Raw genomic sequence first — 15,812 nt, forward strand, 5'->3', positions numbered from 1 at the left:
TTATGAAAATAATAGTTATAGGTTCAGGATGGTCTGGCTGCGCAGCAGCGCTGAGTGCAAAAAAAGCTGGTGCAGATGTTGTTGTATATGAAAAAACAGATATGGTACTTGGGCTTGGGAATGTAGGAGGAATAATGAGAAACAACGGCAGATACACCGCTGCAGAAGAAATTAAATCTCTAGGCGCAGCAGATTTAATAAATATTACAGATAGTCTTACAAGACACAAAAATATTAATTTCCCAGGACATGCACATGCGTGGCTCTATGATGTGAATAAAATAGAACCTGTTGTAAGAAGATATATTTTAGATAAAGGTATAAAATTGAATATGATTTCCAGAGTTGTAGATGTTAAAATGGATGGAAACAGGATAAAGGGAATATATACTTCTGATGGAAATTATGAAGAAGGAGATGCATTTGTGGAGACCACAGGTTCTACAGGGCCTATGGGAAATTGTATAAGGTATGGAAATGGATGCTCCATGTGCATATTGAGATGTCCATCTTTTGGACCAAGAATAAGCATAAGTAAATGTGCGGGAGTAGAGGATATGCACGGGGAAAGACTTGACGGAAATTATGGAGCTTTTAGCGGCTCATGCAAACTTGCAAAAGAAACAATAGATAAAGATCTTCTGGATGAGATTGAAGAAAAGGGTATGGTTGTGCTTAAAGTACCAAAAGAAGATGTAAACATGGATAAGTTGAAGGCAAAGGTGTGTCAGCAGTATGCTTTAAAGGAATTTGCGGAAAATGTGGTTCTTCTTGATACTGGACATATAAAACTTATGACATCATATTATCCCTTGGAAAAGCTTAGAAAAATACATGGGCTTGAAAATGTAAAGTTTATAGATCCGTATTCCGGCGGCAAGGGAAATTCCATAAGATACTTGTCTGTTGCCCCTGTTTATAATGATTTAAGGGTAAAAGGGGTAAAGAATCTTTTCTGTGGTGGAGAAAAGAGCGGATTATTTGTTGGACATACTGAAGCCATATGCACAGGATCACTTGCTGGACACAATGCAGTTAGATATGTCTTGAAGAAACCAACTGTAATTCTACCAACAGATACAGTTATAGGTGATATTATAAATTATGCAAACGGTAGGATATGCACTGAAGATGGCAGAAAGAACAGATATACTTTTGCCGGTGCAGAATATTTTAACAGAATGAAGGAAAGAGGGTTGTACTCTATAGACAATGAAGTAATAAGGAACAGAATAAAAAGACTTGGGCTTTTGGATATGTTCAATAAAAAACTATTATAAATAGATCCACGGTTTACTTTTCAGATATAAAAAAGGGTACCTTATAATATTTCAGGTACCCGTATAATTTGTGGAAGAAATCATATATTGTCCTGATCTGTCAAGATTACAGGACCATTTTCAGTTATTGCAAGTGTGTGCTCATATTGTGCGGAGAGGCTTCCATCAATAGTGCGGGCTGTCCATCCATTTTTATCCGTAACAGTATTATAGGAACCTATATTTATCATGGGTTCTATAGTTATTACCATTCCGTTTACAAGTTTAAGGCCTCTTCCAGGTTTGCCATAATGCGGAACGGCTATGTCGTCATGCATTACCTTTCCTATTCCATGACCTGTATAATCCCTTACTACGGAATACCCGAGAGATTCTGCATAAGTTTGAATTTCATGCCCTATATCACCTATGTGATTTCCGACCAGTGCCTTTTTTATTCCCCTGTAAAGGCATTCCTTAGTAACCTTCATGAGATCTTCCGCTTCTTTTGATATTTTTCCGACGGCATAGGACCATGCTGAATCAGCAAGCCATCCATTTAAATTTACAACCATATCTATGGTTACGATATCACCTTCTTTTAAAGGCTTATTGTTTGGAAATCCGTGGCAGATTTCATCGTTCAAAGAAGCACATATTGCATATGGAAATCCCATATAGCCCTTCTGCTCCGGTGAAGCACCCTGTTTAATTAAATATTTTTCTACAAAGTTATTTATTTCCATGGTAGTTATACCAGGTTTTATCATCTTATGAATTTCTTTATGGCATGATGCAAGTATTTTACCTGCTGAAGCCATGTAGCCTATCTCTTTTTTTGTTTTTATATCTATCAAACTTCTCGCCTCTATCTTAAAATTTATTTGGGAATAACTCTATTTTAACATTTATTTTGATTAAGTTAAATGCTATTGCGAATTAGATTTTATAGTAAACTTTAAAATTGTCAAGAACTATGCAGGTCAGGATTTAAGTAATAGCACTTGTACAAACGTTTACTGAATAATATATTATAAGTATCAAAGGTAAGGAGGTACTTATAAATGGAAATTTCTAAAAAAAGTGAAACTGGCAAAGCCAAAGTGCAGAAGTTTGGAGGATTTCTTGCGGGAATGGTAATGCCAAATATTGGAGCATTCATAGCATGGGGACTTATAACTGCTTTATTTATTCCAACTGGATGGATTCCTAATGAATATTTCAATAAACTTGTATCGCCGATGATTACTTATTTATTACCCATTTTAATCGGTTATACTGGAGGAAAAATGGTATATGGTACAAGAGGGGGTGTAGTTGGAGCAATAGCTACGGCGGGTGTTATTGTTGGATCTTCTGTAACACAATTTCTTGGGGCAATGGTGATTGGGCCGCTTGGAGGATATCTCATTAAGAAATTTGATTATCTTGTAAAGGATAAGATACCTACAGGATTTGAAATGCTTGTAAATACATTCTCAGCAGGCATTTTAGGATTGATTCTTTCACTCATCGGATTTTCAGTAATAGGACCTTTAGTGGCTGCATTTACAGTCGCACTTGGAAATGGAGCAAAATGGATTACGGAGGTTAAGTTACTTCCTTTTATAGCAATATTAGTGGAACCTGGCAAGATATTATTTTTAAACAATGCAATAAATCATGGAATTTTTGATCCACTTGGAATTGCGCAGGTAAAGGATGTAGGAAAATCAATATTTTTCTTGCTTGAGTCTAATCCTGGACCAGGACTCGGAGTATTGCTTGCTTATTGCATATATGGAAAAGGAAATGCAAGACAATCTGCACCGGGTGCTATAGTAATTCAATTTTTGGGTGGTATTCATGAAATATATTTTCCATTTGTGCTGATGACACCACTTTTACTTCTATCCGTAATAGGAGGGGGAATGGCCGCTGATTTTATATTTGTAATTACAGGAGCAGGACTAGTTGCTTCACCTGCACCGGGAAGTATATTTGCTGAAATTGCGATGAGCCCCAAGGGAGGACTTATTCCTGTATTATTGGGTATACTGGTGGGTACTATAGTATCTTTCTTAATAAGTTGCCCTATAATAAAGACAAGCAGTGCAGATAACGATGAATCATTTGATAACGCTAAAAATCTTGTAGGCAGGATGAAAGATGAGAGCAAAGGGAAAAGGGTCACTGAGACATCAAATGAGATACCAAATCTTATAGTATTTGCCTGTGATGCCGGTATGGGATCTTCTGCGATGGGAGAATCCATACTTAAGAAAAAGATAAAAGATGCCGGACTTGACATTGAAGTGAAGCACTTTGCAGTAAACGAAATACCAAAGGATGCCGAGGTTATATTTACCCAGGAAAGTCTTGGGAAAAGGGCATTGATGATAGTTCCTGATGCGAAAATTATAACTGTAAAGAATTTTCTTGATAATAAAGTTTATGATGAATATATTCAATCATTAAGAAGATAGTTGGGTAGGTGATGCTGTGTATAGTATAAGTGAATTCACTGCCAGACAAAAATTTATTGTGAATGCAATATTGGAGAAAAATTCATTGGGTATGAATGAACTTTCCAGACAATTTAATGTTAGCAGTCGTACTATACTTAGAGAAGTCAATGCAATTAATAAAATTTTGAGGCATAGTAGTGTAAGCATATATGATAATAACTCAAATTTAAGTATAATGGGAAAAAAGGAAGATATTTACTATATTAAGGATTCTTTGGGTGATATACCGACTCAATGGCTTATGAATCAGGAACAAAGATTGGTGTTGATTACAACTCAGCTGCTTTTAACAGATGAATTTTATAAATTGGCTTTTTTCAGTTATCAATTAAATGTAACAGAGTCTACTATAAGTCTCTATATGGATAAAATTAAGAGATGGCTCAGGGTAAGATATATAAGGCTTATAAGAAAAAGGGGATATGGAATAACAACCGATGGACCTGAGTGGATTAAAAGGAACTCTTTTTTAGAGCTGATTTATGAATTGAAATCTATAGATGAATTGTGCTCATATATATATGGAAATAGGGAAGATGCCATTGCAGATGCATTTTTTAGGATACTTTTCGGGGAAAAACTTCTTTTAATTGCTCGAAGAATAGTGAAAATTTATGAAAAAACTGGTATGAATATGGATGATATAACTTATTTAAACTCTTTAATTTATGTTCTTATATCTTTAAAAAAAGCGGAATTAGGGTATTCAATAAAATTGCCATCCTATTTAATTCAGGATGTGCTGTCTTCAGATAGATTTGAATTTATATACCATATAAAAGAATATTTGACATCTATAAATCTACTTCTTGGAGATAGTGAACTGACATATATTGCAATACATCTTCTGGGAGATAAGTATATCTATAAACGAAATAGAAAATTTGAAGAGTTTGGAGTTTCTTTTGAACAAATATCAAGGGAGTTGGTATATGAGGTTGAAAGAAAATTGGATAGCAAAATAAAATGTGATGAGCAGCTTATTGCAGGATTATCACAGCATATTAATTCAGCACTTTATAGAATCAATATGGATATGCCTGTAAAAAATACAATACTTGACGGGATAAAAGAATATTATAACAATTTATTTGAAGTTGTAAGTTATTCCTGCAAATTGATATTTTCAAAATATAATATAGTTATGTCACAGGATGAAATAGGATTTATAACAATGCATATTGGATCAGCTATGGAGAGAGCAAACAGTCTGAACAACAAATTTTCAATTCTTATAATATGTCCCAATGGAGTAGGAACTGCAAAAATGCTTTTTGGTAAACTCAAGGCTGTAATACACAATATAAAAAGTATAACTATTAAATCTTTTAAAGATTGTATACATGATGATGAAAGATACGATATAGTAATTTCTACTGTAAACATTGACTTTAAAGGAAAGTTAAAACTTGACAATGTTATAGTAGTTTCACCATTCTTGAAAAAAGATGATATTGACAATATAAACAATTACATTGACAGGCTTATCAGGAAAAATAATACTTTTGACAAGAGGGGCTTATCGGATAAAAAAAGTGTTCAACAGAATGAAAAATGTAAAATTATAAATAACCTGGTAAATGGTATACGTGTTGAGAATATAGAGACAGGATCCTTTAAGGAACTTATCAGACTAATTTCAGAGGATGTTTATGGTTGTGATGTTATAAGTGACAGTAAAGAAATTGAGAAACTTATAATAGCAAGAGAAAAACTTGGCAATGTAGTTATACCAAATTCTCATATGGCACTTCTCCATACACGATCAGATTGTGTCTTGAGGCCATTTATGGGAGTGTACAGAATGAGAAAACACGTTAGACTTAGAAGCATTGGTTTTGATTACGAAGATGTAGATACTTTTATAGTATTACTTGCTAAAAAGAAAGAACATCCTTATATACTTGAACAAATGGGAAAGATAAGTATGTCGCTCATAGAAGAAAAAAATATATCCAGGATTTTGCGTAAGGATGATATTAAAAATCTACGTATTGAAATGAATAAAATATTGGATAGGGAGGATATATAATGACACCGGAAATTCTTTGCGAAAATAATATACTATTAAATGTTAAAAGTGAAACAAAAAATGAGGCAATTAGAAAAGTTGGAAATTTGCTTGTTCAAAATGGATATGTAGATGAGAAATACATTGAAGGAATGATAAAAAGAAATGAGGACATAAGTACCTATATAGGAAACGGGGTCGCAATTCCACATGGCATGAATGAATATGTGAAATATATAAAACACTCAGGAATTGTAATTGCCCAATATCCAGAGGGAGTTGATTTTGAAGATGGGAATATGGCATATCTGGTAATAGGAATTGCAGGCAAAAATGATGACCATATAAATATACTATCTAAAATAGCAATAGCATGTCAATATGAGAGAAATGTAAAAAAGCTTGTGAAGTCAAATGACAAGAGTGAAATAATCAGGTTAATTTTAGAGGAAAAATAAAAGTATTGGAAGGAGTAATTTATTATGAAAACGAGGGCAGTAAGACTTTATGGAAAAAATGACTTGAGATTGGAGGAATTTGAGCTTCCAGAGATAAAAGACGATGAAATACTTGTAAAGGTAGTATCCGACAGCATATGTATGTCCACATATAAAGCAGCTGTACAGGGACCTGACCACAAGAGAGTTCCTAAAGATGTAGATAAAAATCCTGTAATAGTCGGACATGAGTTTGCAGGAGACATAATAAAAGTAGGCAGTAAATGGAAAGGACAATTTAAAGAAGGTGGGAAATTTGCACAGCAACCTGCGCTTAACTACAAGGGAAGCATGGCATCCCCGGGATATTCTTATAAATATTTTGGTGGAGATGCAACATATATGATAATACCACATGAAGTCATGGAACTCGGATGCCTTTTAAACTACAATGGAGATTCATATTATGAGGCATCACTTGCAGAACCCATGTCCTGCATAATAGGAGGATACCATGCATGCTTTCATACAAAGATGGGATCATATCATCATGACATGGGAATAAAAAAGGGTGGAAAGCTTGCACTTCTTGCGGCTGCAGGTCCAATGGGACTTGGATCTGTGGAATATATAATAAACTGTGATAGGAGACCATCTCTTCTTGTGGTAACAGATATAGATGAGAGTAGGATAGAAAGGGCAAAAAAAATATTTGATAGGAATAAAATTAAGAATGAGAAGGGCATAGACATAGAATTTATAAATATAAAAAATATAGAAAATTCTTCTGACTATCTGATAAAGCTGGCAGGAGGTAATGGATTTGATGATGTATATGCCTATACACCTGTAAAGCAGGTGGTTGAACAAGCTGACAGGATACTTGGAAGGGATGGATGCCTGAATTTCTTTGCAGGACCTACAGATAAAAATTTTAGTGGAGAGCTCAACTATTATAATGTTCATTATGGTTCGACTCATGTTATAGGTACCACAGGAGGGAATACAGATGATCTTAAAGAATCACTTAAGATGACAGAAGATGGTTCCATGAATCCAGCAGTAATGGTAACCCATATAGGAGGGCTGGACTGTGTACCGAAGACTACATTGAATCTTCCCAAAATTCCAGGAGGTAAAAAGCTTATATACACAAATATGGATATGGAACTTACTTCCATAGATGATTTTGAAAAAAAAGGTGAAACAGATTCTATGTTTGCCGAACTTGCGAGGATAACGAAAAAACACAATGGCCTTTGGAGCGTAGAGGCTGAAAAATATCTACTTAATACAATTAAGTAGACCAAATGAGCAAAAATTTTATTCAAAGTTTTTGCTCATTTTTTATTGGATCATGTGAAGGATTTCTAGATACGATATCTATGGCAAGGGCTATTTCCTTTACTATATTTGTATTGAATTTATCGGAGAGCTCATTTAATTTTGTATATAGCAGACCTTTTTCAGTAGATATATATTTAGGAGACAGGTTGTTTAATGTTATAGCTTTTATATCATCAATACATCTTGGACATTTGCAAATGTTATCATAATTTTCGAGAACTTTAGGCAACAGCCTGTCTACTATATCCTCCATATAGTTTTTAATCAATTGATTCACCTTCTCAAGTATACCTTATATGTTAATTATATCACTAATTAACCATATATTCCTTATATTTCTTATTTTAGAATTTATCAAGTAATTTGAGAGCTGATCTACTTAGGATTTCTAGTCCATAGGAGAGAGATATCTCGTCTATGTCGAATTTAGGATGATGTTGGGGATAGATAATGCCCTTTTCAGGATTGTTTATTCCTATGAACATAAAACATCCAGGTACCTCTTGAAGATAATATGAGAAGTCTTCGCTGCTCATGAAAGGGGTCACTTTATGTGCCTTTTTATCCAAAACTTCTTTTGCGGCTTCAAGAGCTATGTCTGTAACTCTAGTATCATTTTCAAGTACATAAGTGCACAGATCCCTCTTCAAACTACATTTGGCTCCAGTCATATCACATATGTCCTCAACAATTTTTTTTATATGGGAATATACTTCTTTTCGTACATTTTCATCAAGGGATCGTATTGTTCCTTTTAATACTGCCTTTCCTGCTATGGCATTGTAAATTTTACCGGATTGAAATACACCTACTGATACAACTGCCTGTTTCATTGGATCTACATCTCTTCCAACAATAGTGTTTAGTGCGACTACAATCTCTGATGCAGTCAATATTGAATCTATTGTCTGGTGGGGCATAGAAGCATGGCCGGCCTTTCCCTCTATTATTATTGTAAATTCGTCGCTTGCGGCCATTACTGGTCCAGGTGATATACCAGCCGTACCTATTGGAAGTGATTGCCATAGATGAAGCCCTATGATTGCATCAACATTTTTAAGCCCGCCATCTTTTATAATTGCTGCAGCACCTGATCCATCGGCTACTTCTTCTTCACTTGGCTGAAATATAAATCTGATATTGCCCTTGATTTTATTTTTAAAGTGGGATAAAATTTTTGCAGTTCCCAATAATATGGCAGTATGTCCATCATGACCACAGGCGTGGCATGCACCTTTGTTTTGTGATTTATAAGGTTTGTCGCCTTCTTCATCTATAGCCAGTGCGTCTATATCTGCACGTATAGCTATTGTCTTTCCAGGTTCTTTTCCCTTCAAATCGGCTATTATGCCGGTACCGGCAGCTTTTCTTATATCCAGATCCAGAGTGTTCAATACATCAAAAATTTTTTTCTGGGTATTGAATTCCCGTTTGCTGATTTCCGGATGTTTGTGGAAATATCTCCGTAAATCTACTACCTCAGGATAATATTTTTTTACAAGTCCTTTTATATCATTGATATCCATAATAGTCCCCCATACTTTTTTCATTATTGGTATATAACCAATTAAACTTTATATATCAAATAATTTAATAATATCAGATTAATAGTATGGGGTAAATATAGATATTAACATTTTAAATTGAAAAGGTGTAATTTTATAAAACAGACTTGAATTTATTTGATAAAATAATATGTTATAATTTTTTTATAGAATATAATTATAATATACATTTTATTTAGTTAATACTCAATTATCATATTCTGTAGTTCTTAAAGGGGGTACTGTATCATGCAGGCTAAAGAATTGTTGAAATTTGATGAGTTGTTAAAAGAGAATGTAGATATGCTGAGAATTAGATTAAGGCAACTATATGAGGTTATTGAGAGCTCCTATGATGGTATATATATAACAGATGGAAATGCGAATACTATATTTCTAAATAAATCCTATGAAGAAATTACAGGAATGAAAAGATCTGAAATGGTTGGAAAAAATATGAGATATTTAGAAAAGGAAAAATACATTTCTCAATCAGGTACACTCATGGTACTTGACAGCAGGAAAGATGTTACAATTGAACAGAAGTTTAAAACAGGCAAGACAGTTCTTGTTTCCAGCAGTCCTATTTTTAATGAAAGAGGAGACATAACAATGGTAGTCACCAATGTTAGGAATGTAACAGAACTTTATGAGCTTAAAGAGCAGTTAAAGAAGAACAGGGAACTTACAGAAAAGTATTATTCTCAATTGGAGGCAATGAGGAATCAGCTTCTTAAATTTTCGGATATTATAGTAAAAGATGAAAAGATGCTCAACATACTTAAAATGGCACGGAAAGTTGCAAAAGTGGATACGACGGTGTTATTGCTTGGTGAAACTGGTGTTGGTAAAGAAAAAATAGCTAAGTATATACACAAGAACAGTAAAAGAAATAACAAAAGTTTTATTAAGATAGACTGTGGATGTGTTCCCTACAGCCTTATAGAATCAGAGCTCTTTGGATATGAAAAAGGAGCTTTTACAGGTGCGAACAGGGAAGGAAAGATAGGACTTTTTGAGCTCGCCGATTGTGGCACAATTTTTTTGGATGAGGTTGGGGAGCTACCTCTTGATATGCAGGTAAAATTACTTAGGGTGCTTCAAGAAGGGGAAATCAAAAAGGTAGGTGGAACGGATACCATTAAAATTGATGTAAGGGTAATAGCCGCTACCAACAGAAATCTGGAAGAAATGGTAAAGAAAAAGACTTTCAGGGAGGACCTCTATTATAGATTGAATGTGGTCCCAATTACAATTCTGCCCCTAAGAGAGAGAAGGGATGATATAGAACCTCTTATAGAACATTTTATGGCTGTATTCAATAAAAAATATGATTTTAACAAGATAATCACTCATGGAGCAGTGGATTCACTTAAAGAATATAAATGGCCGGGAAATGTAAGAGAATTAAAAAATATAATAGAAAGAGTCATGATTATGAGTACGGGAGACAAGATACTCAGGAGTGATTTACCTATCAGAGAGGTATGGAGCGGTAATAAATCGGGAATTAATATTGAAACCAGGCATTTGACATTAAAAGAAGAAGTTGAAAATCTAGAAAAGTCAATGATAGAAGATGCATTTGAAAGACATGGAAATGTAAGGGATGCTGCTGAAGAGCTCGGAATAAATGCATCTACCTTGGTTAGAAAAAGAAAGAGATATAAAAATAAGTGCATGTTGCAAAAGTGAAATTTGTTGCAATTATGCATCAAGATAAGGTCTCAAAATATAATAATTTAATGTGATATAAATAATGAAATCGGTATAATAAAGAGTTTATATCGATTTTTTATTTTATTTTCAAAGTATTGGCATTTAAATTGCTTGTATAAGTTTTTGTAATCAAAATTATACAAATATGAAGGGAATGATTTTAATGCCTTTAATGACTGGAGAAGAGTATGTAGAGAGCTTGCGCAAGTTGAAATTAAATATTTATTATTTGGGGGAAAAGATAGACAATCCTGTTGATAATCCGGTGCTTCGTCCATCTCTTAATTCTGTTAAGATGACTTATGACTTAGCTCAGGATCCTCAATATGAAGATCTCATGACTGTAAAATCAAATATAACAGGCAAGAAAATAAATAGATTTACCAACTTGCACCAGAGTGCAGAGGACCTGGTAAAAAAGGTTAAAATGCAGAGACTGTGTGGACAAAAGACTGCTGCCTGTTTTCAAAGATGTGTAGGTATGGATGCTTTTAATGCTGTATATAGTACGACTTTTGAAGTAGACAATCAATACAATACAAATTATTTTGAAAACTTTAAAAAATTTTTGGCATATGCTCAGGAAAATGATCTGACGGTTGACGGTGCAATGACAGATCCAAAAGGAGACAGAGGATTGCCACCAAACAAACAGGTTGATCCTGATCTGTACTTGAGAGTTGTGGAAAGAAGACCGGATGGAGTAGTTGTAAGAGGAGCAAAAGCCCATCAGACAGGTATATGTAATTCCCATGAGGTACTGGTAATGCCAACTATTGCTATGAAACCTGAAGACAAGGATTATGCAATATCATTTGCAATACCTACAGACACAGAAGGAATAACGATGATAGTTGGAAGGCAGTCCTGTGACACAAGAAAACTTGAAGAAGATGCAGATATAGATGTAGGTAATAAAAATTTTGGTGGAGTAGAAGCTCTAACTGTATTTGATGATGTTTTTGTTCCAAATGACAGAATATTTTTAAATGGTGAAACTGAATATGCAGGAATGCTGGTAGAGAGATTTGCAGGCTATCATAGACAAAGTTATGGTGGATGTAAGGTAGGAGTTGGAGATGTACTTATAGGAGCTGCTGCATTGGCTGCTGAATATAATGGGGCTGCAAAAGCATCGCATATAAAAGATAAATTAATAGAAATGATACATTTGAATGAAACACTCTATGCATGTGGAATTGCGTGTTCGTCCGAGGGATATCCAACAAAAGCGGGGAATTATCAGATAGATCTTATGCTTGCCAATGTATGTAAACAGAATGTAACAAGATTTCCCTATGAAATTGTAAGACTTGCAGAGGACATAGCAGGTGGATTGATGGTTACAATGCCTTCAGAAAAAGACTATAAAAATGCAGAGGTAGGGAAATATGTAGAGAAATATCTTGTAGGTGTTGCATCTGTTCCGGTAGAAAACAGAATGAAGGTACTTAGACTTATAGAAAACCTGAGTCTTGGTACTGCTGCTGTAGGATATAGAACTGAATCAATGCATGGTGCAGGCTCACCGCAGGCACAGAGAATAATGATATCAAGACAGGGCAATTTAGCACAGAAGAAAAAACTTGCAAAGGCTATAGCTAGAATAGAGGACTAAAAGGAGAGGTGTTTTTACCTCTTCCTGAAAATGAGGTGTTTTATTTATGAATGAGAGAGTACTCAAGGTTATTGATGAAAAGGTGAGGCCATATTTGAACAGTCATAATGGCGATATTCAGGTTATCGAGATAAAGGATGGCATGGTCAAAGTAAGGCTTTTAGGGCAATGCGGCAATTGTATTTCTGCTAAGTACACTGTACAGGAGATAGTTGAATCTGCTATAAAAGAAGATATTCCTGAGATAAAAGGGGTGGAACTTGTAGATTTTATAAGCGAGGATACTTTGAACATGGCAAGAAAAATATTAAGCAAACATGCATAGGGTGATTGATTTTGAATATAGGAATTAAATACTGCGGCGGATGCAATTCAAAATATGACAGGAAAGAGTTTCTATATAGCTTAAAAGAGGAATTTAACTTTAATTTTCAAATAGCCAGACAGGATGAGGTTTATGATATAGTTATAGTCTTATGCGGGTGCAGTAGCTGTTGTGCAGATCAGAGTGAGCTTAAATTCAAATTTCAGAAAATACTTGTAAGTTCTAAAGATAATTTTGAGGAAGTTTGTAATTTATTAAAAAAATATGAATCTTTTTTGATTAAGTGATATAATTATTAATAAATATTCAAAAAACAGTAGATTGCTCAAAGCAATCTACTGTTTAAAATACATAATAATAGGAGGTACATATAATGAAAAACAAACTTGTAGTAGTAGGGACTGGACATGTTGGCTCTACAGTAATAAATGCAGGATTGGCCCTCAACCTTTTTTCTGAAATCGTTGCTATAGACAAAAATAAGAACAAGGCTAAAGGTGAAGCATTAGATGCAAGCCACAGCACACCTTTTGAATACAATGCCAATACCAAGGTCTATTCAGGTGGCTATGAGGAATGCAGGGATGCTGATGTAATCATAATAGCTGCAGGCCCGAGCATAATGCCTGAAGACAAAGCTGACAGACTTATCCTTGTGGAAAAGAATGTCCCTGTAATAAAAGATGTAATGAGTTCAATAGCGAAATATACTAAAGATGCAGTTATCATAATAATAACTAATCCACTTGATGTCATGGTTTACTATGCACAGAATTTCTTTGGATATCCTAAAAATAAAGTATTTGGAACAGGAACAAGCCTTGACTCTGCACGATTTAGAAGAATTATTGCAAACAAATATAACGTGGATCCAAAAAGTGTTCAGGGATATATGCTTGGTGAACATGGAAATTCTGCATTTCCTGCATGGAGCCGTTTGAATATTGCAGGAATTTCGTATGACAAACTTGATAAGTATTTTCTTCCTAAAGAACCTCTTGATAAGGATAAAGTTGCAAAGGAAGTTGTACAGGTTGCCTTTGATGTACTTAATCTAAAAAGATGGACAAATGATGGAATAGCTATGGCTGCCTGCAGGCTGGCAAGAGCTGTCGTCTTAAATGAGCGTACGGTTCAACCTGTATCCACTACTCTTGAAGGAGAATATGGATTGACAGAGGTTGCTCTGAGTCTTCCTTCAATAATAACTTCAGAAGGTGTCGAGAGAAGGATTGAGGTTCCTCTCCTGGATGAAGAAATAGAAAAACTCAAAAAGAGTGCGGAAAGTATCAAGAAAACAATTGAATTGGCCAATTTGAGAAAATAATTTTATATGGATATGTGGGTAAACATTGTTTTGGATGTTTACCTTTTAATTTACAGGATAAAATTTTAAAAACAAATCTGGAGGAATAGTATGAGGGAATTTAAATTTAGAATTTGGGATAAAAAAAATAAATGTTTCTATATAAGTGATAGTCCGTATACTGTGTATTATCCAAAGTATTATCCAAAAGGGGAGGAAAGATATGCAGTAACTGAATTCACGGGTTTAAAGGACAGAAATGGAAAAGAAATTTTTGAAGGAGATATTTTAGGTATAAACAATGAAGTCAGTTCCGTAAAATTACCTGTCAAATTTGGAAGATATTCCTTTGAAAAATTCATAGGTGAATGCGGTGAAGTTAGTGAAAAAACAGAGTTATATGGATTTTATGTAGAAAATGAATATTTGTATGTCCAGATGCTGAATAACAACGTAATTATCCTTGGAAATATATTTGACAGATAATTTTTAAAAGACAATTAAATGACAATTTAGCGGGAAATCAAAAAATTCCCCGCTAAATAATTACTGTCATAAAAATTTAAGCATACTTTTTTTCCTCGTCTAAAAAAATTTTGTAAGTTTCATCGTCATAATTACACATTACAATAGTTTGTAAATCTACATTACCTGTCTTAAAGAAATTGACAGAAGTTTCAAGAAGTATCTCCGCACATTTATTTTTTGGAAATCCAAAAATACCTGAACTTATGGCTGGTATCGATATGGATTTCAGGTTATAGGATTCTGCAAGATTCAATACACTTTTAACAGCCATTTTTAATTTTTTATCCTCATTGCCTTCACCCATTATAGGGCCTACAGTATGTATGACAAATTTGGAGGGTAAATTATGACCATAAGTTATTACTGCTTTTCCAACAGGCAATAGTCCTATTTTTTCTATGAGCTTGTTACTGTCTGATTGTATCTGCGGTCCACCTGCCTTTAAAATGGCAAGAGCAGCTCCACCTCCATGCTGCATTGAACTATTTGCAGGGTTGACTATAGCATCACTGGTTTCATCCGTTATATTGCCCTTTTTTATTATTATTTTTTTCTCATCTATTCTAATCATTTTATGGCCTCCACGGTTAAATTTATATAATTATATTTTAACTGATAATTTATGAATAAATCAAAATTTTTACATAAAAAATCTTTATAATAGATATTTAAGACGTTATAATAAAGGTGGATGGTGATGTTTAAAATGAAAGAACATAATAAGAATGATAAAACCACAAATATGATAACAGCTGCATTTATGCTCTTTATTTTTCCTATAGTAACTGTATTTATTGGAGCATTTTTAGGTGGGTATATAGGAAAGTCTGCTGGATTTAATAATATTAAGACTGCGCAAATTATTGGAGGAATAGTTGCATTCATCCTGGTAGTTATATTAATAAAGCTGTTTGATAAATCTGCTGTAGTAGATGAAAATCAGGAAAAAATTCACTGGGATGATATGTAGATAATATTATATGAATTTTGTTGGGTAAATTCTAAAATGAATTTACCTTTTTTTCTTTTAAATATTTTATTAAATTATGTATATTTATGAAGTAAACGTAACAAGTGTGCTAAAGGTTGAATAATCTTTAATATTATGCTAAATATTGCACTAATTAATTAACGATATTGTAATTTTAGTTCATAAATATTATTATATTATTAATACAATGATAAAAAGCAATAAAACATTACAAATTATA

General features: G+C 33.8%; 16 protein-coding genes. 12 read left to right on the plus strand and 4 right to left on the minus strand.

Going from position 1 to position 15,812, the window contains the following annotated elements:
* Positions 1-2: 2 nt before the first annotated feature.
* Positions 3-1,280 (plus strand): FAD-dependent oxidoreductase, encoded by a 1,278-nt coding sequence (locus tag ACSVC9_RS01540; RefSeq protein WP_446898633.1) that lies wholly within the window; start codon positions 3-5, stop codon positions 1,278-1,280.
* Between the two features lie 80 nt (positions 1,281-1,360).
* Here ACSVC9_RS01540 and map read toward each other — a convergent pair whose 3' ends face one another.
* Entirely contained in the window at positions 1,361-2,116 is a 756-nt protein-coding gene (gene map / locus ACSVC9_RS01545; protein WP_446898634.1) for a type I methionyl aminopeptidase, read from the minus strand.
* A 207-nt stretch (positions 2,117-2,323) separates the two neighbouring features.
* Between map and ACSVC9_RS01550 the strand changes: the two genes are divergently transcribed.
* Genes ACSVC9_RS01550 through ACSVC9_RS01565 form a run of 4 tightly spaced genes read left to right on the plus strand, consistent with a single transcriptional unit; the run spans position 2,324 to position 7,519 of the window.
* Complete coding sequence (locus tag ACSVC9_RS01550) at positions 2,324-3,724, plus strand: PTS mannitol transporter subunit IICB (protein WP_446898635.1); 1,401 nt, start codon at positions 2,324-2,326, stop codon at positions 3,722-3,724.
* Positions 3,725-3,740: 16 nt separating this feature from the next.
* A complete protein-coding gene (locus ACSVC9_RS01555; RefSeq protein ID WP_446898636.1) occupies positions 3,741-5,798 on the plus strand; it encodes a BglG family transcription antiterminator in 2,058 nt (685 codons plus the stop codon).
* Complete coding sequence (locus tag ACSVC9_RS01560; protein WP_446898637.1) at positions 5,798-6,235, plus strand: PTS sugar transporter subunit IIA; 438 nt, start codon at positions 5,798-5,800, stop codon at positions 6,233-6,235. Before ACSVC9_RS01555 ends, ACSVC9_RS01560 begins: the two co-directional genes overlap by 1 nt.
* A gap of 24 nt (positions 6,236-6,259) precedes the next feature.
* Entirely contained in the window at positions 6,260-7,519 is a 1,260-nt protein-coding gene (locus ACSVC9_RS01565) for a zinc-binding dehydrogenase (RefSeq protein WP_446898638.1), read from the plus strand.
* Positions 7,520-7,541: 22 nt separating this feature from the next.
* Here ACSVC9_RS01565 and ACSVC9_RS01570 read toward each other — a convergent pair whose 3' ends face one another.
* Together ACSVC9_RS01570 and ACSVC9_RS01575 are read right to left on the minus strand one after the other, a co-directional pair.
* Positions 7,542-7,829: a late competence development ComFB family protein gene (locus tag ACSVC9_RS01570; protein ID WP_446898639.1), complete on the minus strand. Its 288-nt coding sequence runs from the start codon at positions 7,827-7,829 to the stop codon at positions 7,542-7,544.
* Positions 7,830-7,905: 76 nt separating this feature from the next.
* Positions 7,906-9,087: a M20 metallopeptidase family protein gene (locus tag ACSVC9_RS01575; RefSeq protein ID WP_446898640.1), complete on the minus strand. Its 1,182-nt coding sequence runs from the start codon at positions 9,085-9,087 to the stop codon at positions 7,906-7,908.
* Positions 9,088-9,354: 267 nt separating this feature from the next.
* Between ACSVC9_RS01575 and ACSVC9_RS01580 the strand changes: the two genes are divergently transcribed.
* The 6 genes from ACSVC9_RS01580 to ACSVC9_RS01605 all read left to right on the plus strand — a co-directional run bounded on the left by ACSVC9_RS01580 (position 9,355) and on the right by ACSVC9_RS01605 (position 14,559).
* The gene (locus ACSVC9_RS01580) at positions 9,355-10,800 is read left to right on the plus strand and encodes a sigma-54 interaction domain-containing protein (RefSeq protein WP_446898641.1); all 1,446 of its coding nucleotides are present in this window, start codon (positions 9,355-9,357) and stop codon (positions 10,798-10,800) included.
* Between the two features lie 187 nt (positions 10,801-10,987).
* Positions 10,988-12,442, plus strand: a complete 1,455-nt coding sequence (locus tag ACSVC9_RS01585; protein ID WP_446899783.1) for a 4-hydroxyphenylacetate 3-hydroxylase family protein — start codon at positions 10,988-10,990, stop codon at positions 12,440-12,442.
* A 46-nt stretch (positions 12,443-12,488) separates the two neighbouring features.
* The gene (locus ACSVC9_RS01590) at positions 12,489-12,767 is read left to right on the plus strand and encodes a NifU family protein (protein ID WP_446898642.1); all 279 of its coding nucleotides are present in this window, start codon (positions 12,489-12,491) and stop codon (positions 12,765-12,767) included.
* A gap of 11 nt (positions 12,768-12,778) precedes the next feature.
* Positions 12,779-13,054, plus strand: coding sequence for a hypothetical protein (locus ACSVC9_RS01595; RefSeq protein WP_446898643.1), 276 nt, complete (start codon positions 12,779-12,781; stop codon positions 13,052-13,054).
* Between the two features lie 86 nt (positions 13,055-13,140).
* A complete protein-coding gene (locus ACSVC9_RS01600) occupies positions 13,141-14,094 on the plus strand; it encodes an L-lactate dehydrogenase (protein ID WP_446898644.1) in 954 nt (317 codons plus the stop codon).
* Positions 14,095-14,184: 90 nt separating this feature from the next.
* Positions 14,185-14,559, plus strand: a complete 375-nt coding sequence (locus ACSVC9_RS01605; RefSeq protein WP_446898645.1) for a YopX family protein — start codon at positions 14,185-14,187, stop codon at positions 14,557-14,559.
* 76 nt (positions 14,560-14,635) lie between these two features.
* Here the strand turns inward: ACSVC9_RS01605 and ACSVC9_RS01610 are convergent, their stop codons facing one another.
* Complete coding sequence (locus ACSVC9_RS01610; protein ID WP_446898646.1) at positions 14,636-15,172, minus strand: macro domain-containing protein; 537 nt, start codon at positions 15,170-15,172, stop codon at positions 14,636-14,638.
* A 126-nt stretch (positions 15,173-15,298) separates the two neighbouring features.
* On the opposite strand from ACSVC9_RS01610, the gene ACSVC9_RS01615 reads away from it, so the two are divergent.
* A complete protein-coding gene (locus ACSVC9_RS01615) occupies positions 15,299-15,571 on the plus strand; it encodes a SoxR reducing system RseC family protein (protein ID WP_446898647.1) in 273 nt (90 codons plus the stop codon).
* Positions 15,572-15,812: the final 241 nt, after the last annotated feature.

Source organism: Clostridium sp. LBM24168, from assembly GCF_052953915.1.